25 protein-coding genes and 2 tRNA genes are annotated in these 19,816 nt (G+C 68.0%); 15 read left to right on the top strand and 12 right to left on the bottom strand.

All coding sequences use genetic code 11. The features are described 5' to 3' along the window. Positions 1-72: 72 nt before the first annotated feature. The 7 genes from ACEYYA_RS07090 to trxC all read right to left on the bottom strand — a co-directional run bounded on the left by ACEYYA_RS07090 (position 73) and on the right by trxC (position 3,798). On the bottom strand, positions 73-270 hold the full coding sequence (locus tag ACEYYA_RS07090) for a CsbD family protein (RefSeq protein WP_374799019.1): 198 nt from the start codon (positions 268-270) through the stop codon (positions 73-75). Between the two features lie 88 nt (positions 271-358). After that, positions 359-1,306 carry a 2-hydroxyacid dehydrogenase gene (locus tag ACEYYA_RS07085; RefSeq protein WP_374799017.1) on the bottom strand — a complete coding sequence of 316 codons (948 nt, stop codon included), beginning with the start codon at positions 1,304-1,306 and terminating at the stop codon, positions 359-361. Beyond that, positions 1,306-1,641: a tRNA-binding protein gene (locus tag ACEYYA_RS07080; RefSeq protein WP_374799015.1), complete on the bottom strand. Its 336-nt coding sequence runs from the start codon at positions 1,639-1,641 to the stop codon at positions 1,306-1,308. The genes ACEYYA_RS07085 and ACEYYA_RS07080 overlap by 1 nt, the downstream gene beginning before the upstream one ends. Then, the gene (gene proC / locus ACEYYA_RS07075) at positions 1,638-2,438 is read right to left on the bottom strand and encodes a pyrroline-5-carboxylate reductase (protein ID WP_374799013.1); all 801 of its coding nucleotides are present in this window, start codon (positions 2,436-2,438) and stop codon (positions 1,638-1,640) included. Before proC ends, ACEYYA_RS07080 begins: the two co-directional genes overlap by 4 nt. Positions 2,439-2,447: 9 nt before the next feature. Beyond that, a complete protein-coding gene (locus ACEYYA_RS07070) occupies positions 2,448-2,951 on the bottom strand; it encodes a type III secretion system chaperone family protein (protein ID WP_374799011.1) in 504 nt (167 codons plus the stop codon). Between the two features lie 280 nt (positions 2,952-3,231). Continuing rightward, a tRNA-Ala gene (locus tag ACEYYA_RS07065) sits at positions 3,232-3,307 on the bottom strand. Positions 3,308-3,360: 53 nt separating this feature from the next. Beyond that, positions 3,361-3,798: a thioredoxin TrxC gene (gene trxC, locus ACEYYA_RS07060; RefSeq protein WP_374799009.1), complete on the bottom strand. Its 438-nt coding sequence runs from the start codon at positions 3,796-3,798 to the stop codon at positions 3,361-3,363. Between the two features lie 284 nt (positions 3,799-4,082). Between trxC and rpmF the strand changes: the two genes are divergently transcribed. The 3 genes from rpmF to ACEYYA_RS07045 are packed head-to-tail and all read left to right on the top strand — an operon-like array spanning position 4,083 to position 6,445. Next, a complete protein-coding gene (gene rpmF / locus ACEYYA_RS07055) occupies positions 4,083-4,289 on the top strand; it encodes a 50S ribosomal protein L32 (RefSeq protein ID WP_374799007.1) in 207 nt (68 codons plus the stop codon). 24 nt (positions 4,290-4,313) lie between these two features. Further along, positions 4,314-5,456, top strand: coding sequence for a phosphate acyltransferase PlsX (gene plsX / locus ACEYYA_RS07050; protein ID WP_374799005.1), 1,143 nt, complete (start codon positions 4,314-4,316; stop codon positions 5,454-5,456). 14 nt (positions 5,457-5,470) lie between these two features. Next, the gene (locus tag ACEYYA_RS07045; RefSeq protein WP_374799003.1) at positions 5,471-6,445 is read left to right on the top strand and encodes a beta-ketoacyl-ACP synthase III; all 975 of its coding nucleotides are present in this window, start codon (positions 5,471-5,473) and stop codon (positions 6,443-6,445) included. Positions 6,446-6,477: 32 nt separating this feature from the next. Here the strand turns inward: ACEYYA_RS07045 and ACEYYA_RS07040 are convergent, their stop codons facing one another. Together ACEYYA_RS07040 and ACEYYA_RS07035 are read right to left on the bottom strand one after the other, a co-directional pair. Continuing rightward, positions 6,478-7,143 (bottom strand): outer membrane protein, encoded by a 666-nt coding sequence (locus ACEYYA_RS07040; RefSeq protein WP_374799001.1) that lies wholly within the window; start codon positions 7,141-7,143, stop codon positions 6,478-6,480. 234 nt (positions 7,144-7,377) lie between these two features. Beyond that, a complete protein-coding gene (locus ACEYYA_RS07035) occupies positions 7,378-7,650 on the bottom strand; it encodes a DksA/TraR family C4-type zinc finger protein (protein ID WP_374798999.1) in 273 nt (90 codons plus the stop codon). On the opposite strand from ACEYYA_RS07035, the gene ACEYYA_RS07030 reads away from it, so the two are divergent. The 5 genes from ACEYYA_RS07030 to ACEYYA_RS07010 all read left to right on the top strand — a co-directional run bounded on the left by ACEYYA_RS07030 (position 7,649) and on the right by ACEYYA_RS07010 (position 10,440). Beyond that, entirely contained in the window at positions 7,649-7,798 is a 150-nt protein-coding gene (locus tag ACEYYA_RS07030; RefSeq protein ID WP_374798997.1) for a hypothetical protein, read from the top strand. The genes ACEYYA_RS07035 and ACEYYA_RS07030 overlap by 2 nt on opposite strands. Further along, on the top strand, positions 7,795-8,097 hold the full coding sequence (gene ihfA, locus ACEYYA_RS07025) for an integration host factor subunit alpha (RefSeq protein ID WP_374798995.1): 303 nt from the start codon (positions 7,795-7,797) through the stop codon (positions 8,095-8,097). The genes ACEYYA_RS07030 and ihfA overlap by 4 nt, the downstream gene beginning before the upstream one ends. Positions 8,098-8,109: 12 nt before the next feature. Beyond that, a complete protein-coding gene (locus ACEYYA_RS07020) occupies positions 8,110-9,054 on the top strand; it encodes a MerR family transcriptional regulator (protein ID WP_374798993.1) in 945 nt (314 codons plus the stop codon). Between the two features lie 143 nt (positions 9,055-9,197). Further along, positions 9,198-9,275, top strand: a tRNA-Pro gene (locus ACEYYA_RS07015). Positions 9,276-9,330: 55 nt separating this feature from the next. After that, on the top strand, positions 9,331-10,440 hold the full coding sequence (locus ACEYYA_RS07010; RefSeq protein WP_374798991.1) for a 2'-deoxycytidine 5'-triphosphate deaminase: 1,110 nt from the start codon (positions 9,331-9,333) through the stop codon (positions 10,438-10,440). Between the two features lie 81 nt (positions 10,441-10,521). Here ACEYYA_RS07010 and pyrH read toward each other — a convergent pair whose 3' ends face one another. Beyond that, positions 10,522-11,253, bottom strand: a complete 732-nt coding sequence (gene pyrH / locus ACEYYA_RS07005) for a UMP kinase (RefSeq protein WP_374798989.1) — start codon at positions 11,251-11,253, stop codon at positions 10,522-10,524. A gap of 84 nt (positions 11,254-11,337) precedes the next feature. Between pyrH and miaA the strand changes: the two genes are divergently transcribed. From miaA to ACEYYA_RS06985, 4 genes are all read left to right on the top strand, one after another. Further along, on the top strand, positions 11,338-12,240 hold the full coding sequence (gene miaA / locus ACEYYA_RS07000) for a tRNA (adenosine(37)-N6)-dimethylallyltransferase MiaA (protein WP_374798987.1): 903 nt from the start codon (positions 11,338-11,340) through the stop codon (positions 12,238-12,240). A 72-nt stretch (positions 12,241-12,312) separates the two neighbouring features. Further along, a complete protein-coding gene (locus ACEYYA_RS06995) occupies positions 12,313-13,152 on the top strand; it encodes a helix-turn-helix transcriptional regulator (protein ID WP_374798985.1) in 840 nt (279 codons plus the stop codon). Positions 13,153-13,304: 152 nt separating this feature from the next. Continuing rightward, entirely contained in the window at positions 13,305-14,303 is a 999-nt protein-coding gene (locus tag ACEYYA_RS06990) for an imelysin family protein (RefSeq protein WP_374798983.1), read from the top strand. 1 nt (position 14,304) lies between these two features. Beyond that, a complete protein-coding gene (locus tag ACEYYA_RS06985) occupies positions 14,305-15,375 on the top strand; it encodes a DUF1513 domain-containing protein (RefSeq protein ID WP_374798981.1) in 1,071 nt (356 codons plus the stop codon). A gap of 74 nt (positions 15,376-15,449) precedes the next feature. On the opposite strand, the gene ACEYYA_RS06980 is transcribed toward ACEYYA_RS06985, so the two are convergent. Together ACEYYA_RS06980 and ACEYYA_RS06975 are read right to left on the bottom strand one after the other, a co-directional pair. Next, complete coding sequence (locus ACEYYA_RS06980; RefSeq protein WP_374798979.1) at positions 15,450-16,199, bottom strand: RlmE family RNA methyltransferase; 750 nt, start codon at positions 16,197-16,199, stop codon at positions 15,450-15,452. 1 nt (position 16,200) lies between these two features. Continuing rightward, positions 16,201-17,316 carry a Ppx/GppA phosphatase family protein gene (locus tag ACEYYA_RS06975; RefSeq protein WP_374798977.1) on the bottom strand — a complete coding sequence of 372 codons (1,116 nt, stop codon included), beginning with the start codon at positions 17,314-17,316 and terminating at the stop codon, positions 16,201-16,203. A gap of 228 nt (positions 17,317-17,544) precedes the next feature. On the opposite strand from ACEYYA_RS06975, the gene ACEYYA_RS06970 reads away from it, so the two are divergent. Genes ACEYYA_RS06970 through ACEYYA_RS06960 form a run of 3 tightly spaced genes read left to right on the top strand, consistent with a single transcriptional unit; the run spans position 17,545 to position 19,752 of the window. Further along, positions 17,545-17,862 (top strand): virulence factor, encoded by a 318-nt coding sequence (locus ACEYYA_RS06970; RefSeq protein WP_374798975.1) that lies wholly within the window; start codon positions 17,545-17,547, stop codon positions 17,860-17,862. 7 nt (positions 17,863-17,869) lie between these two features. Continuing rightward, positions 17,870-18,757 (top strand): methylenetetrahydrofolate reductase, encoded by an 888-nt coding sequence (locus tag ACEYYA_RS06965; RefSeq protein WP_374798973.1) that lies wholly within the window; start codon positions 17,870-17,872, stop codon positions 18,755-18,757. Positions 18,758-18,771: 14 nt separating this feature from the next. Continuing rightward, positions 18,772-19,752, top strand: coding sequence for a methyltetrahydrofolate cobalamin methyltransferase (locus ACEYYA_RS06960; protein WP_374798971.1), 981 nt, complete (start codon positions 18,772-18,774; stop codon positions 19,750-19,752). Positions 19,753-19,816: the final 64 nt, after the last annotated feature.

The raw sequence follows: 19,816 nt of genomic DNA, 5'->3' as shown, positions 1-19,816 counted from the left end.
GCCCGGATGCCGTTACGGCAAGCACGACAAAAGGCGCCCGAAGGCGCCTTTTGCGTAACGATCAGATACCGATCACTTGTCCTTGAAGAAATCGTCGATCTGCTTTTCGGCCTCGTCTTTGGTCCAGCCGTATTTCTCTTGCAGCTTGCCGGCCAGCTTGTCGCGCTTGCCCGCCGCCTGGGTCAGTTCGTCATCCGTCAGGTCGCCCCACTTTTCCTTGACCGAACCCTTCAGCTGTTCCCACTTGCCTTCAACGATATCCCAGTTCATGGCTCTCTCCTGCTTTCGGTGATGGGCAACTGCCCGCTTCACCGACACAACCCGCAGGCCGCCCGCCGGTTCCCGGAAAATTGGGGGGTCAGACCGGGTTCGGCAATGGGCGGGATTCGGCCCATGCAGCCAGATTGTCCAGCGCCATGCGCCCCATGGCGGCGCGCACCTCCTGCGCATTGGTGCCCAGATGCGGCAGCAGGGTGACGTTATCCAGATCGCGCAGCGCCTGCGGCACGCGCGGCTCGCCCTCATAGACGTCAAGGCCCGCGCCGCCGATCCGACCGGCCCGCAGCGCGTCGATCAGCGCGGCCTCATCCACCACATCGCCGCGCGCGATGTTGATCAGATGCGCATGAGCGGCCATCGCGGCCAGTTCGCGCGCGCCGATCAGATGCCGCGTCTCGGGGCCGCCGGGGACGGCGATCACCACCATGTCGGCGGCGGCCATCACCTGTTCGATGCGGTCCATCTGCCGGGCCGGCACGCCGGGCGCGCTGACGGCGGATCGGTTGAAGAACACCACCGGCATCTGAAAGCCCAGATGCGCGCGTCGGGCGACGGCCTTGCCGATGCGGCCCATGCCGATCACGCCCAGCACCTTGCCGGTCATGTGCATCCCCAAAAGCTGCGTGGGCTGCCAGCCGGTCCACAGGCCCGCGCGCACCAGCCGCTCCCCCTCGGCGGCGCGGCGCGCGCTCATCAGCATCAGGGTCAGCGCCAGATCGGCGGTGGCATCGGTCACCGCGCCGGGGGTGTTGGTCACCGCCACCCCTGCCGCTCGCGCCGCCGCCACGTCGATGTGGTTATAGCCCACGCCGAAATTGGCCAGCAGCCGCGCGCGGACTGGACCGGCGAAGGCAGCGGCCGAGAAATCATCGCCCAGCGTTGGCAGGATCGCGTCGTAGTCAGCCAAAGCCGCGCGCGCCTGCGCAAGGCTGAGCGGCGCGGGATCATCGCGCAGGGTCGCGTCGAACCGCGCGGCAATCGCCGCCATCACGTCATCGGTCAGCCGCCGGGTGACCAGCACCCGCATCAGAACAGCTTTCCGCCGTCCGGCACCGCCAGCCGGGGGCCGATCAGCACCACCTGACCATCGGCATCGGGCAGACCCAGCACCAGCACCTCGGACAGGAACTTGCCGATCTGGCGCGGGGCAAAGTTGACCACGCCCAGCACCTGACGGCCGATCAGCCCCTCGGGCGTTTCATGGGCGGTGATCTGGGCCGAGGATCGTTTCTCGCCGATCCCCTCGCCGAAATCGACCCACAGCTTGATCGCGGGTTTGCGCGCCTCGGGGAAGGGTTCGGCGCGGGTCACAGTGCCAACGCGGATGTCGACACGGGCGAAATCGTCATAGGTGATGGTCATTTACCAAGCTCCCTGCCGCGTTCGGCGGCGGCATGAACGGTGCGCACCAAAAGGTCGGGCAGTTCCGCCATCAGCACCGCAAGCCCGGCCTGCGTCGTCCCGCCGGGCGAGGTGACATTGCCCCGCAGAACCGCCGGATCGGTGCCGGTCTGCACCGCCAGCGCCCCTGCCCCGGCCACGGTCGCGCGCGCCAGATCCAGCGCCATGTCGTCGGGCAGCCCCTCGGCCACACCGGCGGCGGCCAAGGCCTCGATCAGGTGAAAGACATAGCCCGGACCCGATCCCGACAGCGCGGTGACCGCGTCCATCTGATCCTCGGCCGACAGCCGGACGACCTGACCAACGGCCCGCAGCAGCGCCTCGGCCAGGTCCAGATCGGCGGCGGTCGCGGCGGCATTGCCGCAGATCGCGGTGATGCCCTGACCGATGGCGGCGGGGGTGTTCGGCATCGACCGCACGATCCGCGCGCCCGCGCCCAGGGCAGCCTCATAGGCGGCCAGCGTGGTGCCGGCGGCGACAGTGACAAACAGCGTGCCGGGCGACAAGGCACGCAGCGCAGGCAACGCCTGCCCCATCATCTGCGGCTTGACGGCGATCAGCGCCACCGCCGGATCGACAGGCAGATCGCCATTCACCTGCACGCCGGCCTCGGCCAGCCAATCGGCGGGGCGCGGGTCGATCACGTGCACGGCATCCGGCGCCAGCCCGCGCGCCAGCCAGCCCCGCAGCAGTGCGCCGCCCATCTGCCCGCAGCCCAGCAGCACCAGCCCGCGCGATTGAATATCCTGAAAATCCATCGTCGCCCCCTATGCCCGGCCATAGGCCTGGGCGATGGCCACGCCCATCGCCTGCGCCGGGGTCTGATCGCCCCAGCAGGCAAGCTGGAAGGCGGGGTAGAACCGCTCCGGCCCCTCGACGGCGGCGGCGATCATGCGTTCGATCTGTTCGGGCTGGGCGATCTGATCGCCCGCCAGCACCAGACCATAGCGCCAGACCATCAGCCCCTGATCGGCCCAATGGGTGAAACTGCCATCCCAAAGCTGGTCATTGGCCAGGTTCAACGCCTCATGCAGGGCGGGCAGCCGCCCGGCGGGGGGCGAGAGTTCAAAGGTCGACAGGATGCGCAGCACCTGATCGCCCGCCGACCAAGCCAGGGTGATCGCGTAATCGCGCCACTGGCCGGTGACGGTCATGGCGATCTGATCCTCGGCCACGCGGTCGAAATCCCAATCGGCGGCGGCGGCCAGCGATTGCACGATGTCGATGGGGTGGATGTCGCTGTCGCCCATCCAGCCGTCGCTGACTGCCATGGCCTGCCCTCCTGCCTCTTTGCCTGCTCTGCCCGGTTGCCACCAGGTCTGGTTCACACCACAAGGGACGGCGGGATGCGCCCTGCCCCTTACCAGATATGGTGGTCACAGGGGTCCGAGTCGTTCAAGGTCAAATCCACCCGGAATCGGGTGCGGGCCGCAGAAAGCCGTGGATAAGTCAGGCGGAATGTTCACACGGCGCCTGAAGATCGGCGCGCAAGCCATGGAAAAGCAAGCGCATTCAACGCAAGACTTCAGACTGATTGCGAAGAAGAAGGTCTGGTGGAGCAGAGGGGAATCGAACCCCTGACCTCGTCATTGCGAACGACGCGCTCTACCAACTGAGCTACTGCCCCTCGACCTGCGCGGGCTTTTGGCGCAGCCGCGCGGCATTGTCAAGCGTCCCTCATCACGCCCGTTTCTGCCGCGCAAAAGCGGTGATGTCGCCGGTCGGACGCGCCCCGGCCAGCCGCGCCACCTCGCGCCCGCGGTCGAACAGGATCAGCAGCGGGATGCCGCGAATCCCGAACCGGGCCGAGACGGCGGGATGATCCTGCGTGTCGATCTTGGCCAGCCGCACGGCAGGCGCCAGCTCGCGCGCGGCGGCGGCAAAGTTCGGCGCCATCATCCGGCACGGACCGCACCAGGGCGCCCAGAAATCGACCATGAGCGGCAACCCGTCACCCCGGATCGCCTTGTCCAGCGTGGCCGGATCAAGCGCGGCCACCTTGCCATCCAGCAGCCGCGCCCCGCAGGTGCCGCAGACCGGCCCCTGCCCCAGCCGGTCGGCGGGCAGCCGGTTGGCCTGACCACAGGCCAGACAGATCAGCTTGACGGCATCGGCCATGGCGCTTCCTTTCAGTGCTTTTTCGGAATATCCGGGCCGCAGCCGCGCGATTCAAGCCCCGCCCGGCGGCGCGGAACAAATCAAGGCTTGCACTGCCAGCAAATCCCGCTATTTATGCGCGCTCATTCACATGTCGGGTTCCCGCCCGGCCGCTTTTGCCATGGTTGCGCCCCACGCGCGGCGCACGGCAGGGAAGGCCCCGGAAAACCGCACGATATCAACGGGGCCGCGTTGGTCCCACCCACGAACCGGGGCCTTGCCCCACTGAACCAAAAGGTTGAGACATGGCCGTCCCGCAGAACCGAGTCACCCGTTCGCGCCGCAACATGCGCCGCGCCCACGATGCGCTGGTCGCCGCCAATCCCGCCGAATGCCCGGCTTGCGGCGAACTGAAGCGTCCCCACCACGTCTGCCCGTCCTGCGGGCATTACGATGGCCGTGAAGTCGTCGCCCAAGGCAACGACGTCGATCTGGACGACGACGCGGCGTAAGCCCGTCGGCCGGACGCACCGCCTATGGCCAGCGACGCGAAAAGCCCTGATGCCCCGGCTGCGAACCAGCCGGGGTTTTCTGCCGCGACGCCGGTCGATCAGCCGGTGGTGATTTCGGTCGATGCCATGGGCGGAGATCGTGGCCCGCAGGCGGTGATCGGGGGCATCCGGCTGTCGGCGGAAAAAAATCCGGCGATCCGGTTCATCGTGCATGGCCCCAAGGCCGAGATCGGCCCGATGATCGAACGCGCGGGCCTGTCCGCGCGCTGCGAGATTCGTGACGCCGCCGAGGTCGTGACGATGACCGACAAGCCCAGCCAGGTGCTGCGCAGCGGGCAGAAGACCTCGATGTGGTCGGCCATCGACAGCGTGAAGAATGGCGAGGCGAAGGTGGCCGTGTCCTGCGGCAATACCGGCGCGCTGATGGCGGTGTCGATGATCCGCCTGCGCAAGCTGCCCGGCATCGACCGCCCGGCGATTGCCTGCCTGTGGCCGTCGCGCAACCCTTCGGGCTTCAACGTGATGCTGGATGTCGGCGCCGACATTCGCGCCGAAGCGGGCGATCTGCTGCAATATGCGCTGATGGGCGCATCTTACGCGCGCAACGGCCTGGGGCTGGCGCGCCCGCGCGTCGGCGTGCTGAACATCGGCACCGAAGATCACAAGGGCCGCCCCGAGCTGAAAGAGGCCCAGGACATGATCGCCGCCCATGCCGATGCGGGCGGCTATGACTATGTGGGCTTTGTCGAGGGCGGCGATCTGCCCTCGGACCGGGTGGATGTGATCGTGACCGACGGCTTCACCGGCAACGTCGCGCTGAAAACCGGCGAGGGCACGGCGAAACTGGTCGGCGATTTCCTGAAAGAGGCGTTCTACGCCACGGTCCTGTCCAAGTTCGCAGGCCTCTTGGCGCGCGGATCGCTACGCCGGTTGCAAAAGCGCATCGACCCGCGCCGGGTGAATGGCGGCGTGTTCCTTGGGCTGAATGGCACGGTGGTGAAATCGCATGGGTCGTCGGATGATACCGGCGTATCGGCCGCGATCCGGCTGGCCTTCCAACTGGCGCAATCGGGATTTCATGAACGGCTGGCGGCACGGGTTGCCGCTGCGTCACGCGCGGTGCAGGATGGTGCCGATCCGGGTGGCGGCGATTCCGCCCAACCCTAAGACCGGGAAGTGCGATGACGATCAGAGCCGTGGTGCGCGGCGTGGGCCATTACCTGCCCGCGCGCGTGATGGAAAACGCCGAGTTCGAAGCGCGGCTGGACACCTCGGACGAGTGGATCCGCACAAGGTCGGGGATCGAACGCCGCCATATCGCCGCCGAGGGGCAGACCACATCCATGCTGGCGATCGCTGCCGGGCAGGCCGCGCTTGCCGATGCCGGGCTTCAGGCCAGCGATCTGGATGCTGTGATCGTCGCCACCTCGACCCCCGATCTGACCTTTCCCTCGGTCGCCACCATGGTGCAGGCGGGGCTGGGGATGGATCGCGGCTTTGCCTATGACGTGCAGGCGGTCTGCGCAGGCTTTGTCTATGCGCTTGCCAATGCCCATGCGATGATCGTCGCGGGCCTTGCGCGGCGCGTCATGGTGATCGGGGCCGAGACCTTCAGCCGCATCATGGACTGGACCGACCGCGCCACCTGCGTGCTGTTCGGCGATGGCGCGGGCGCCCTGGTGCTTGAGGCCCAGCCCGGCACCGGCAGCGCCGACGATCGCGGCATTCTGGCGGTCGATCTGAACAGCGACGGGCGGCAGCGCGACATTCTGTATGTCGATGGCGGCGTGTCCAGCACCGGCACCGCGGGCGTACTGCGGATGCAGGGCAATGTGCTGTTCCGCCATGCCGTCGAAAAGCTGGCGCTGACCGCCGAGGCGGCCCTGGCCAAGGCGGGGCTGAGCGATGGCGATGTCGACTGGCTGGTGCCGCATCAGGCCAATCTGCGCATCATCGCCGCGACCGCGCAGAAGATGGGCCTGCCGATGTCGAAAGTCGTGGTGACGGTGCCCGATCACGGCAATACCTCGGCGGCCTCGATCCCGCTGGCGTTGTCGGTGGGCAAGGCGCGCGGCCAGATCCAACAGGGCCACCTGATCGTGACCGAGGCGATCGGCGGCGGTCTGGCCTGGGGCGCGGTCGTCCTGCGCTGGTAGGCGGCACCCGGCAGCACCGGGCGCGCCAAGGGTCAGAAGCGGTAGTTCAGACCCAGGTTCAGCACATGGCTTTTCGGCGTGATGCGGGTGGTCGCGCTTCCGATCCCGACCGTCGATTTGCCGAAATTGCGATATTCATATTCGCCGTAGGCCGACAGCCGGTCGTTGATCGGGCGCTCCATGCCGAAGCCCACTGAATAGCCGTTGTAATCCTGGTCGATGACCTGGCCGGTGCTGGCGGTGGTCTTGACGTTTACCCGGCCGAAGCCGGCGGTGACATAGCCCAGCGTGTCGTCGTACACCTCGCGCCCGAGGGTGCCGCGCAGGAACAAGGATTGCTTCATCGCCTGTTCGACGGTGCCCGACAGGCCGCCGACCGGCGCGGCCATGGTGAACGAATCATCGGCGCGGCTGAAGCCCAGCTTCAGTTCGGCCCCGACGATGAAGCTGCTGCCCGCATCCCAGCGATGGCCGACATGCAGATCACCCGTCAAGCCGCGCATGTCCAGCGTGCCGGGGGTCGCCATGCGGCGTCCGACCTCAAGCCCGAACCGGTCTTTCCCCGCAACCTGCGCCCCCAACTGCCCGCCGACAAAGGTGCCGCACCAGCGGTCGCAGGGGCGCGGCATCACCTCTTGCGCCAGAACGGCGGTGGCGGCGGTCAGGCCAATGGCCAGCGACAAGGCAAAGGTTTTCATCGTCAATCTCCTGCGGTTGGCCACAGCTAACCCCCGCACAGGACCAGAGTCACGGACGAATCGACCATTTTTAATGAATTATAACAGGGCGTTAATTGTCGATAACTGACCGTTCAGTTTTTCACGCATGACGTGCGGGACGCGGCGGCATTTGCACGCGGGCCGTGAAGGCGCAGCGGAAGGCACGGCGAATCGCAGCGATTGCCGGGGCCGCGATTCGCGCGCCAAGGGCGACTATTTCAACTGACTGTCCTTGGACCCGCGCCGGTTGATGCCGCCCACGGGGCGAAAGCTGCGGTCGCGCGCGCCCTGACAGGCGATGCACAGCCGCACGCCCGGCACCGCCTGACGCCGCGCCGGGGGAATCTCGTCGCCGCATTCGGCGCATTCGGCCAGCCCCTCGCCCGCCTGCGCGCCGCGCCGCGCGCGCTGCCGTGCCAGGGCCTCGGCGATCGAGGTTTCGATCTGGTCACTGACCGCCTCATCCCGCGCCCATCCACCTGCCATGGCACCCCCCATTTCCTGCATCCGCAATATGGTGCCGGGGCCGTCGCAAATCAAATCCCGACAGCCGGGCGTGACGGTTGACTTGCCCCCCGAAAAAACCCATCTTTCGGAAAATATGGATGAAATCGACCCGAAGGTGCGCAGATGAGCGACAAGACCCTGACCCGGATGGACCTGTCCGAGGCCGTATTCCGCGACGTGGGCCTGTCGCGCAATGAATCCGCGGCGCTGGTCGAACAGGTGCTGGGCTTCGTCTCGGACGCACTGGCGGATGGCGAGACGGTCAAGATCTCGTCCTTCGGCACCTTCTCGATCCGCGAAAAGGCGCCGCGCATGGGTCGCAACCCCAAGACCGGCGAGGAAGTGCCGATCAGCCCGCGCCGGGTGCTGTCGTTCCGCCCCTCGCATCTGATGAAGGACCGCGTGGCGCAGGGCAACCGCGGCTGATCCGGGGGCGAGATGCAGAAATCCGCCCAGGCCTTTCGCACCATCGCCGAGGTCGCGTCCATTCTGGGCGTGGCCCCGCATGTGCTGCGGTTCTGGGAGCAGCGTTTCGTGCAGGTCGCGCCGATCAAGGGCGCGGGCGGGCGGCGCTATTACCGGCCCGAGGATCTGTCGCTGATGGCGGGCCTGCGCATCCTGTTGCAGGATGAGGGTCTGACAACGCGCGGCGTGCAAAAGCGGCTGGCCGAACAGGGCGTGGCCGCACTGCGCACCGAGGGGCAGGCCTGGCTGGATGCCCAGCCGCCGCTGCCCGAGCCCGCGCGCAAGCCGGCGCGGCGCGGCGCCGACGTCGCGCATGTCGAGGCGCAGCCCGAAGCCGAAGGCGCGCCCGTGGTGGCGGTCGAGGCACAGGCGGGTGTTGCCCCGCAGGCCGAACGCGCGGTCGAGGATGAAGTGACACCTCAGGCCGACCCTGCGCCTGAGGGTGAGGCGACGACCGACGCTGAAGATCACGCGCCCCAGGATGACGCGGCACCTCAGGCCGATCCCGCACCCGAGTATGTAGCGCCACCTCAGGCCGACACTACGCCCGAGGCTGTCGCGCCACCTCAGCCCGACCCTGCGCGCGACTCCGGCGCGCAGGCCGAAGCGCCGCCCGCGCAACGTCGCGGCCCCGCACCGGCCAGCCTGCCGCTGTTCCCGGACCTGCCGCCCGCCGCTCCCGCCCCTGCCCCGACCGCGCCGCGTGCCCGCCCCGCCGCCCCGGCGACGCCGCCGCGCTTCAGCGATCCGATGGCCGACCGGCTGGCCCGGCTTGGCCATGCGCTTGCCCGTATCGACCAGGCGCTTCAGGATCAGCCCGCGACGCCCCAGACCCGCGCCGATCTGGCGGCCCTAGCGCAGGATCTGCGCGATCTGGCGGATCAGGCCGCATCCGCCGGTCAGGCCGCCGCACGCTAAGCCCCCGCTGCCGCCAGCACCAGCACCGAACCCGCCAGCGAAGCCCTTGCCTGCGCTGTAAAATCCGCTCCGCGCGCCCGGCGCGAAAAAATCCTGCCGAACCGCTTGCCCTTCCCCCCGATCTGGCCTTATACGGCACGGGTCGGGCCGTGGCGCAGTCTGGTTAGCGCGTCCGTCTGGGGGGCGGAAGGTCGCGAGTTCGAATCTCGCCGGCCCGACCATTTTAGAAACGCCCATCCCATCCGGGGTGGGCGTTCTTCGTTTCCAGGGGGGATCATGTCCCAATCTGCTGCCAATCCGCTGCCCGCCGATCCGGGCGTGCTGCCCGATCACGCCATTGCCGCGCTGATCGACCGGGGCGCCATCACCCTGACCGCTCCGCCCGCCGCCGACCAGATCCAGCCCGCAAGCCTAGACCTGCGCCTTGGCACCGGCGCCTGGCGCATCCGCGCCTCGTTCCTGGCGGGCAAGGGGCGGCGCGTGGCTGACCGGCTGGCCGATTTCCAGATGCACCACATGGACCTGACCCCCGGCGCGGTGCTGGAAAAGGGCTGCGTCTATCTGGTGCCGCTGAAGGAATCGCTGGCCCTGCCGCCGGGCATCAGCGCCATTGCCAATGCCAAAAGCTCGACCGGGCGGGTTGACCTGCTGACCCGCGTGATCAGCGACGACGGGACCGAGTTTGACCGCATCTCCCCCGGCTATACCGGCCCGCTTTACGCCGAGATCTGCCCGCGCAGCTTCTCGGTCCTGGTCCGCCCCGGCATGCGGCTGAACCAGATCCGATTCCGCCAGGGCCAGGCGGTGCTGGACGACGCCGCCCTGCACGCCCTGCATCAGGAAAGCCCGCTGGTCGATGGCGCAGCGGTGATCGACCACGGGCTTGGCTTTTCGGTCGACCTGCGCCCCGGCCCCGGCGATCTGGTCGGCTGGCGCGCCAAACCCCATACCGGCGTCATCGACCTGGGCCTCTTGAACCATTACGACCCCGCCGATTTCTGGGAACCGGTGCGCACCACCGCGCGCCAGATCATCCTTGACCCCGGCGCCTTCTACATCCTCGTCTCACGCGAGGCGGTGACGATCCCGCCCGACTATGCCGCCGAAATGGCCCCCTTCCTGGCCATGGTGGGTGAGTTCCGGGTGCATTACGCGGGCTTCTTCGACCCCGGTTTCGGCCATTCGCAGGCGGGCGGCGCGGGATCGCGCGGCGTGCTTGAGGTGCGCTGCCACGAGGCCCCCTTCGTGCTGGAGGATGGACAGATCGTTGGTCGACTGGTTTACGAACGCATGGCCAGCCCGCCGCAGCGGCTTTACGGCGCGGGCATCGCCTCGAACTATCAGGGCCAGGGGCTGAAACTGTCCAAACATTTCCGCGCGCCCTGATCGCCGACACGCAACAGGGCGCCCCAAGGAACGCCCTGCCTGCTTCTTCTGTTCATAAATACTCAGACGCGACGCTGACCGTCAGTCCTGCACGCGGGTATAGGTGCCCTGCCCGGCCAGAATGGCGCGGAAGCCCCCCGGCTCATCCAGCGAGAAGACCACGATCGGAAGGTGGTTGTCGCGCGCCAAGGCAATCGCGCTTGCATCCATTACGCCCAGGTGCTTTTGCAGCACCTCATCATAGCTCACTTCGTCGTAACGCTTTGCATCGGCGTGCTTTTTCGGATCCTTGTCATAGACGCCATCGACCTTGGTGCCCTTGAAGATCGCCTGACAGCCCATTTCATTGGCGCGCAGCGTCGCCGCCGTGTCGGTGGTGAAATAGGGGTTGCCGGTGCCCGCCGCAAAGATGCAGACGCGCTTTTTCTCCAGGTGGCGGATGGCGCGGCGGCGGATATACGGCTCGGCCACCTCATCCATGCGGATCGCGGAAATGACGCGGGTGTGGATGCCCTCGGCCTCCAGCGCGGCCTGCATCCCAAGCGCGTTCATGACGGTCGCCAGCATCCCCATGTAATCGGCGGTGGCGCGCTCCATCCCCTGCGCCGACCCGGACAGGCCGCGAAAGATATTGCCGCCGCCGATCACCATGCAGATCTCGACCCCAAGATCATGCACCGACTTCACCTCGGCGGCGATGCGCGCCACGGTCGGCGGGTGCAGGCCATAGCCCTGGTCGCCCATCAGCGCCTCACCCGAGATTTTCAGCATCACCCGCTTGTAGGTCACATTCTCGGCCAAGGGCTTTTTCATCGCGGGCTCCTGCATCACTGGCGGGTTTCATTGGCGCGCAAACTGTCCCAAAAGGGGCGTCGGATCAATGGGCGTGATGGAACTATGACGGCGCTTTGCGACATTCTGACGGCGGCGGGCCGCGACCGGCCGGTGCTGATCGCCGGGCCGACGGCCAGCGGCAAGTCGGCCCTGGCCTTGGCGATTGCACAGGCGGCGGGCGGCACCGTGGTCAATGCCGATGCGCTGCAAGTCTGGTCGAACTGGCGGGTGCTGACCGCCCGCCCCTCGCCCGATGATGAGGCCGCCGCCCCGCACCGGCTTTACGGACATGTCGCGCCGGGCCAGCCCTATTCGGTCGGCCATTGGCTGCGCGATCTGGCGCCGCTGCTGGCCGGGCCGGGCCGGCTGATCATCACCGGCGGCACCGGGCTTTACCTGACCGCCCTGACCGAAGGGCTGGCCGCGATCCCCGAAACACCGCGCGCCATCCGCGCCCGTGCCGATGACCGCCTGCGCCGCGAAGGCCCCGCGGCTTTGCTGGCCGAGCTTGACCCCGCCACCGCTGCCCGCATCGACCGCCAGAACCCGGTGCGCATCCAGCGCGCGTGGGAGGTGCTGACCGCCACCGGGCGCGGCCTGGCCGACTGGCAGGCCGACACGCCGCCGCCGCTGCTGACCCCGGGCAGCGCGCTGCGGCTGGTGATCGACACCCCGCCGGACGCCCTTGCCCACCGCATCGCCGCCCGTTTTGACGCGATGCTGGCGGCAGGCGCCCTGGATGAGGTGCGCGCGAACCTGCACCATTGGGACGCCACGCAGCTTTGGGCCAAGGCCCATGGCGCACCCGAGCTGATCGCCCATCTGCGCGGCCAGATAACGCTTGATCAGGCGCGCGACCGCGCGGTCATCATCACCCGCCAATATGCCAAGCGACAGCGCACCTGGTTCCGCGCCCGGATGGGCGATTGGCGAAAGATCGCCGGGTCGGTGCAGGTCGCGGGCTGAACCGTTGCGTTCAGGCTGGCCTCGCGCCGCCCTTGCGCCTATCGTCGCGGCAGCAACGGAACCGGATGGCCCATGACCGCAGCCTTTCGCCCCGACCCCGATCTTGATCCGCGCGACCCGATGGCGCGGCTGGCCTCGCTCACGCGGCTGGCGCGGGGGCCGAAATGGCGCCATGAGTCGGTGCGCAGTCTGGACCGGGCGGTGCTTTACTGGTTCACGCGGGGCCAGGGCCGGTTCAATCTGGCGGGAACGGTGCAGGGTTACGGCGCCCATCACGCGCTGATCCTGCCCGCCGGGACGCTGCATGGCTTTGATCTGTCGGCGCAGACCCAGGGCTGGATGCTGACCTTTCCAGCGGGCTTTGCCGGGCTGCCGGACGCCCCCGCGCATCTGCGCCTGCCCGATCTGGCGCGTCAGGCCGAACTGACCCAGTGGATCGACCGGCTGGGCCGCGAATTGGCCGAGCCTGACTCCCCCGGCGCGGCGCGCGCCGCCGATTGCCTGTGCGGGCTGATCGCCGTCTGGCTCATGCGCCAGACCAGTGCCGCCCCCGCCGCGCCGCGCCCCGCCAGTGCCGCCGAACGCATGGCCGCGCGTTTTGCCGCCGCGATGGAACAGGCTTTCCGCACCGGTCAGGACGTGACCGACATCGCCACCGCCCTGGGCGTCAGCCCCGCCTATCTGGGTCGCGCCTGCCGCGAAAGCTGTGGACGCAGCGCCCATGACCTGCTGCACGAACGCCGCCTGTTCGAGGCCCGCCGCCTGCTGGTCGATACCGACCGCGCCGTGGGCGAGGTCGCGCGCGCTGCCGGGTTTCAATCGGCAGCCTATTTCACCCGCGCTTTTGTCGCAGCCACCGGCCAGACGCCAAGCGCCTTTCGGCAGGCAGAGGAAAGTTCACATGTCTTGTGAACAACATGATTTATAATTTTGATTTTATTAGACCAATATAAACTATCTTCACACCAACTGTGAAGCTTTTCACATTTCACGCAGGCGCTTGACCGCCCGCAAACCTGAACGTATCTGTCAACCAACCGACCCGCGCCGCCAAAGGCCTTGCCATGCGCCACCCCCTGCTGCCCCTGCTGCTGTCCGGCCTCGTGATCGCCACCAGCCCCGCCTTGGCCCAGACCCCGGATGATGAGGTCACCGACCGCGCCATCACCCAGGTCATCGTGCCGCAGGTGCAGGCCTTTGCCAAAGCCGCCACCGCCCTGTCGCGCGCCAGTGGCGACAGTTGCGACCCGGCGCGCCTGCGCGCGCCCTTTGACCAGGCTTTCGATGCCTGGATGGCTGTGCAGCATCTGGATCTGGCGCCGATGCAGACCGATGGCCGCGCCCAGGCGATCAACCCCTGGCCCGACCCCAAGGGGCGGCTGGCGCCCACGCAGGATGCGCTGATCGAGGCCTCGGACCCGGTGGTGACCGACCCCGCCGCCTTCGCCCACCTGCCCGTCGCGGCGCGCGGCTTTCCGGCAATCGAACGGCTTTTGCTGGGCGCGCCCATGCCCGAGGGCTATCGCTGCTCTCTCCTGCAAGCCACGGCCGCCGATCTGGCCGCGCAGGCGCAGGCCATCGATACCGACTGGACGGAGGGCTTTGCCGCCGATCTGATCGCTCCGGGGCCGGACAAGCCGTTCCTGACCCAGGCCGAGGTGCGTCAGGCGCTGTTGACGCAACTGGTGATCGGGCTGGACCGGCTGGGCGATCACCGGCTGGGCCGCCCCTTGGGCAGCTTTCACAAGCCGCGCCCCGACCGGGCCGAGGCCATCGCGTCTGGCCGCAGCTTGCGCAATATCCGTCAGGCGCTGACGGGACTGCGGTCGCTGGCCACGGCGCTTGCGCCCGACGCGCCGCAGACGGCCGCCGCCTTTGACCGGGCCGAGCGGCTGGCCGACACGCTGAACGACCCGGTTCTGGCCGGGGTGGCGACCCCGCAGGGCCGGCTGCGGGTCGAGATCCTGCAACAGGCGATCCATGCCGCCCGCGATGCCGCGATGTCCGAGATGGCCAGCCAACTGGGCGTGACGCTTGGCTTCAACGCCGCCGACGGAGACTGACATGACCCCCACCCGCCGCCGCTTTCTGGGTGCCGCCGCCGGGGCTGCCGCCCTGGCCGCGCTGCCGCGCCTGACCTGGGCCGAGGCCGGATCGCCCGCCTGCCTGGCCGCCGCCAAAGCCGCGGATGGCAGCTATGCCGTGCATGGGCTGACGGCGCGGGGGGCGCGGCTGTTCGCGCTGCCGCTGCCCGGTCGCGGCCATGCCGCCGCCGCCCATCCGACCCGCCCGCTGGCCGTGGCCTTCGCCCGCCGCCCCGGCAGCTTTGCCTTGGTGCTGAACGCCGTGACCGGCGCGCAAGCCGCACGCCTGACCCCGCCCGAGGGGCGGCAGTTCAACGGTCATGGCGCTTTTGACGCCGAGGGCGCGGTGCTGATGACATCGGAAGTGGTGGCCGAAACCTCCGAGGGACGGATCGGGCTTTGGGCCACCGAGGACTGGCGGCGGATCGGTGAATGGTCGACCGGCGGCATCGGCCCGCATGATGTGAAACGCCTGCCCGATGGCCGGCTGGTGGTCGCCAATGGCGGCATCCAGACCGACCCGCAGGACCGCAGCAAGCTGAACATCGACCGGATGCAACCCAGTCTGACCTATCTGGGCACCGACGGGACGATCCTGGATCAGGTGCGGCTGGACCCGGACCTCGCGCAGAACTCGATCCGGCATCTGGCGCTGCTGGCCGATGGCCGCGTCGCCTTCGCGATGCAATGGGAGGGCGACCCGGCCGAGACCGTACCGCTGCTGGGCCTGCACCGCACGGGCGAGGCCCCGGTGCTGGCCGACACGCCCGAGACGGAAGCCTTTGTGATGCAGGGCTATGCCGGCTCCATCGCCGAGGCCGGCGGGCGCATCGCCATCACCTCACCGCGCGGCGGCGCGGTCATGGTCTATGGCAGCGACGGCCGCTGGCAGGCCACGCATCGGCGCGCCGATGTCTGCGGCGTGGCCGCCGATGGCGCGGATTTCATCGTCACCGATGGCAGCGGCGGCTTTGGCCGGATCGCCGGGGATCGGCTGACCATGCTGGGCACCGGCCCGGATCAGTGGGACAACCATCTGATCGCGATCTGATCCCGCCGCCGCTTTCTTGAGTATTTAGACAAAGAGGAAGGGCAACGTCGCCCCTTTCCTCTTTGCCCAAATACTCACTCTTCTTCGACATCTCCACGCACGTCGCGGTTGCCCCGGAAGCCCTGCGCGATCACGAATTTTTCCGAACTGTCGCTGCGCGAGGATGGTGGCTTCATGTGAAAGACCTTGGTGAAGTTGCGCTTCAGCGTGGCCTGAAGCTCATTCTCGGCGCCGCCCGCCAGCACCTTGGCGACGAAGGTGCCGCCCTCCTCCAGCACGTCGAAGGCGAAATAGGCGGCGGCCTCGACCAGGGCGATGATGCGCAAATGGTCGGTGCCCTTGTGGCCGGAACTGGCGGCGGCCATGTCGGACATGACGACATCGGCAGGCCCGCCCAGCCAGGCCTTGACCTGTTCGTCGGCGCCGTCCTCAAGAAAATCAAGCTGGTGGATCTCGGCCCCGGCGATCGGCTCGACCTCTTGCAGATCGACCCCCAGCACCCGGCCCACGCGCTTGCCCGATTTCTCGGCCAAGGCGTTGACGCGCTTGACCGCGACCTGGCACCAGCCGCCGGGCGCACAGCCCAGATCGACGACGCGCGCGCCCGGCACCAGGAAGCGGAAGCGATCGTCCAGTTCCATGATCTTGTAGGCGGCGCGCCCGCGATAGCCCTCGCGCCGGGCGCGGGCCACATAGGGGTCGTTCAACTGCCGTTCCAGCCACAGGGTCGAGCTGAGCTTGCGTCCCTTGGCGGTTTTCACGCGCACCCGCAGATCGCGTTGGCCGCGCCCCGAGGTGTTCTTGCCGGTGGGGGTCTTTGTCATCTCATACCTCTTCGCTCAGCACGCCATCGGCGGCCATCTGCGCGTAAAGCAGCCCCTCGCGCAAGCCACGGTCGGCCACCGACAGCCGTTCGGTCGGCCAGACCCGCATCAGCGCCTGAAGGATCGCCGCGCCCGACATGATCAACGCCTGCCGGTCGCGGCCGATGCGCGGATCGTTGCGCCGCCCGTCGGGACCAAGCGACAGGTAGCCCCGGATCACCGCGTCGATATCGGACGACCGCATCGTCAGCCCGTCGACCTTGGTGCGGTCATAGCGTTTCAGCCCCAGATGGCTGGCCGCCACCGTTGTCACCGTGCCCGAGGTGCCCACGACCTGAAACCGGCCGCGCGTCGATCCAGTCAGATAGGGCGGGAAATCGGCCAGCTTTTCCTCGAAGAACCAGCTCATCAGGGCAAAGCGGGCGGCGTCATCCTCGACATCGGCGAACTGGTCGCGCAGCGTGGCGACACCCAGCGGGACCGAGATCCAGTCGACCAGCCGCGCATGTGGCCCCGGCCCCTCGGGGGCAAGGCCAAAGCCCTGCGACAGCCGCATCATGGCGCGGGCGCGGTCGGGCGGCTCGACCGCCGACAGGTCGATCCAGACAAGTTCGGTCGAGCCGCCGCCGATATCGACCACCAGCAATTCATCGGTTCCCGGATCGACCAGCGGCGCGCAGGAAATGACGGCGAGCCGGGCCTCTTCCTCGGCGGGGATCACCTCGACCGCAAGGCCGGTTTCGCGCCGCACCATGCGCATGAAATCGCGGCTGTTGCGGGCGCGCCGGCAGGCCTCGGTGGCCACCAGACGCATCTTGCTGACGCCGTGCAGTTCGATCTTGCGTCGGCAGATTTGCAGCGCCTGCACCGTGCGCACCATCGAGGCACGCGACAACCGCCCCGAGGCTTCAAGCCCGTGGCCCAGTTGGACAGCCTTGGAAAAGCTGTCCACCACCTGAAACTGACTGCCCACCGGACGGGCAATCAGCATCCGGCAACTGTTCGTGCCCAGATCAAGTGCTGCATAAAGCGGCTCGACCGGGGCCGGTCGGGTGACGGGCGGCGCTGCGACCGCCTTGGGGAACGCGCCCGCACCCTTGGGACGCATGGGCGTCATGGAACGCCCTCCGATGTCGTGTTGCGCCCATGGTAATCACAGGCAGCGCGGCGATTCAAGGCACTGATCCGGCGGCAGCGATGAACGCGGCTCATCGACGTCATGAGGATTTCGGGCAGGACGGCGGCGCGCGGCGCGGTTAGTCGTGTCGCGCAGACCCCGAATCTGGTCGAAATCCGCACCAGAGGCGACCTTTTCATGCCGCATTTTGACCTTGAGGAGAATCAGATGCCCCAGATCACCATCGTCTACTGGCGCGACATCCCGGCCCAGATCATCGCGGGCAGCGGTCGGCGCGGCGTCAAGCGCGCCCTGCCCGAACGCTTTGAACAGGCCATCGACCGCTGCGCGATGAAGGTGGGTGCGCGTGACAGCGACGCCTATCTGGCGGAATGGCGCAAGGCCGCGCCGATCACGGTTGAGGCCGAAGACGACACCGCCGCCGCCGATGCCACGCTGGCCCGGCTGCTGGCCGAATATGACACCGCGCGCATCAAGGCGCTGATCGACACCGACGGCTGGGATCGTCCCGCCGCAACCCCCTGAGGACCGCATGGCGCTGATAGGCTTTCGACGCAGCAAGACCACCCCGGACACCGCCCCCGTGGCCGATTTCCTCGAGGGGTTCTCGATCGAGGTGATGCCCCGCACCGCCGCCGGGATCGCGGATTTCCGCGATCTGCTGCCCGTCGGCAGCCGCGTCTATGTGGCCCATATCAGCGGCACCCCGATCGAGGACATGGTGGCCACCGTCGCCCGGCTGAGCCGCGAGGGCATGGCGCCGATGCCGCACCTGCCCGCCCGGCTGATCCCCGACCGCGCCACCCTGGCCGACTGGCTGGCGCGCTACCGCGAGGCGGGCGCCACGCAGGCGCTGGTTCTGGGCGGCGGGCTGTCGGAACCGACCGGCAGCTTTCACGAGGCGATGCAACTGCTGGAGACGGGCCTTTTCGACGGCTTCACCCGCATCCATGTCGCAGGCCACCCCGAGGGCAACCGCGACATCGACCCCGCCGGTGGCGAGGCGCAGGTGATGGCGGCGCTGGCGCGCAAACAGGATTTCGCCCGCGCGACCGGCATCGACATGGCCATTGTCACGCAATTCGCCTTTGAGGCGCAGCCGATCATCGACTGGACAGCGCGGCTGGCCCAAGCGGGCATCACCCTGCCCGTCCATATCGGCATCGCAGGCCCGGCCAAGCTGCAAACCATGATCAAGTTCGCCATCGCCTGCGGCGTCGGCCCGTCCTTGCGTGTGCTGCAACGCCGCGCCCGCGACGTGACCAAGCTGGTGATGCCGTTCGAGCCCGACAGCCTGATTGCCGAACTGGCCGCCCACAAGGCCGCCGATCCCGATTTCCCCATCGAACGGGTGCATTTCTTTCCGCTGGGGGGTATCAAGACCTCGGCCGAGTGGATTTCCCGCGCCCGCGCGCGTTGAGACAAGGATCAACAATGACCCGCACCGTATTGGAATCGAAAACGAAAACCGTTGTCATCGGCTTTGATGAACCGTTCTGCGTGATCGGCGAACGCATCAATCCGACCGGCCGCAAGAAGCTGGCAGCGGAACTTGAGGCGGGCGATTTCTCGACCGTGGAAAAGGACGCGCTGGAACAGGTCGCCTGCGGGGCGATGGTGCTGGATGTGAACTCGGGCGCGGTGTTCACCAACAAGATGGCCGAAGATCCGCGCTATGCCGACAACAATTTTGTCGAACCCCCGCTGATGCGCGATCTGTGCGCGCGCATTCAGGCGCTGGTCGATGTGCCCCTGTGCATCGACAGTTCGGTGCCCGGCGCGTTGCAGGCCGGTCTGGAAACCTGCGAGGGGCGCCCGCTGCTGAACAGCGTGACCGGCGAGGAGGAGCGGCTGGAACTGGTGCTGCCGCTGGTCAAGAAATACAACGTCCCCGTGGTGGCGATCAGCAATGACGACACCGGGATTTCGGAAGATCCCGACGTGCGGTTCGCGGTGGCGAAGAAGATCGTGCAGCGCGCCGCCGATTTCGGCATTCCGGCCCATGACATCGTGGTCGATCCGCTGGTGATGCCGGTCGGAGCGATGGCCAGTGCGGGGCAGCAGGTCTTTGCCCTGGTGCGCCGGTTGCGTGACGAGCTGGGCGTGAACACCACGTGTGGTGCGTCCAACATCAGCTTCGGCCTGCCGAACCGGCACGGCGTGAACGCCGCTTTTCTGCCGATGGCGATCGGCGCGGGCATGACCAGTGCGATCATGAACCCCGTCCGCGCGCAAGAGATGGAGGCGATCCGCGCCGCCAATCTGATGATGAACCACGACCCGAACGGCACCGACTGGATCCGCTTCTCGCGCGTGCTGGACGCGATGAAAGAGGGCGCGACCTTCCCCGAGGCCAGTGCCGCCGCCGCCAGTGCCGGTCGCGGCGGGCGTCGCGGTGGACGCGGGCGCGGCTAGGGCGGGCTTTTTCCACGACAGCCGACGGGGCTTAACCGCGCGTTAAGCTCCGTTTGCCATCCTG

The organism is Paracoccus zhouxuedongae (assembly GCF_041927815.1).
Lineage (GTDB): Bacteria > Pseudomonadota > Alphaproteobacteria > Rhodobacterales > Rhodobacteraceae > Paracoccus.
Note: the sequence above shows the minus strand (reverse complement) of the source record. Positions and strands in the feature narration are given on the sequence as shown.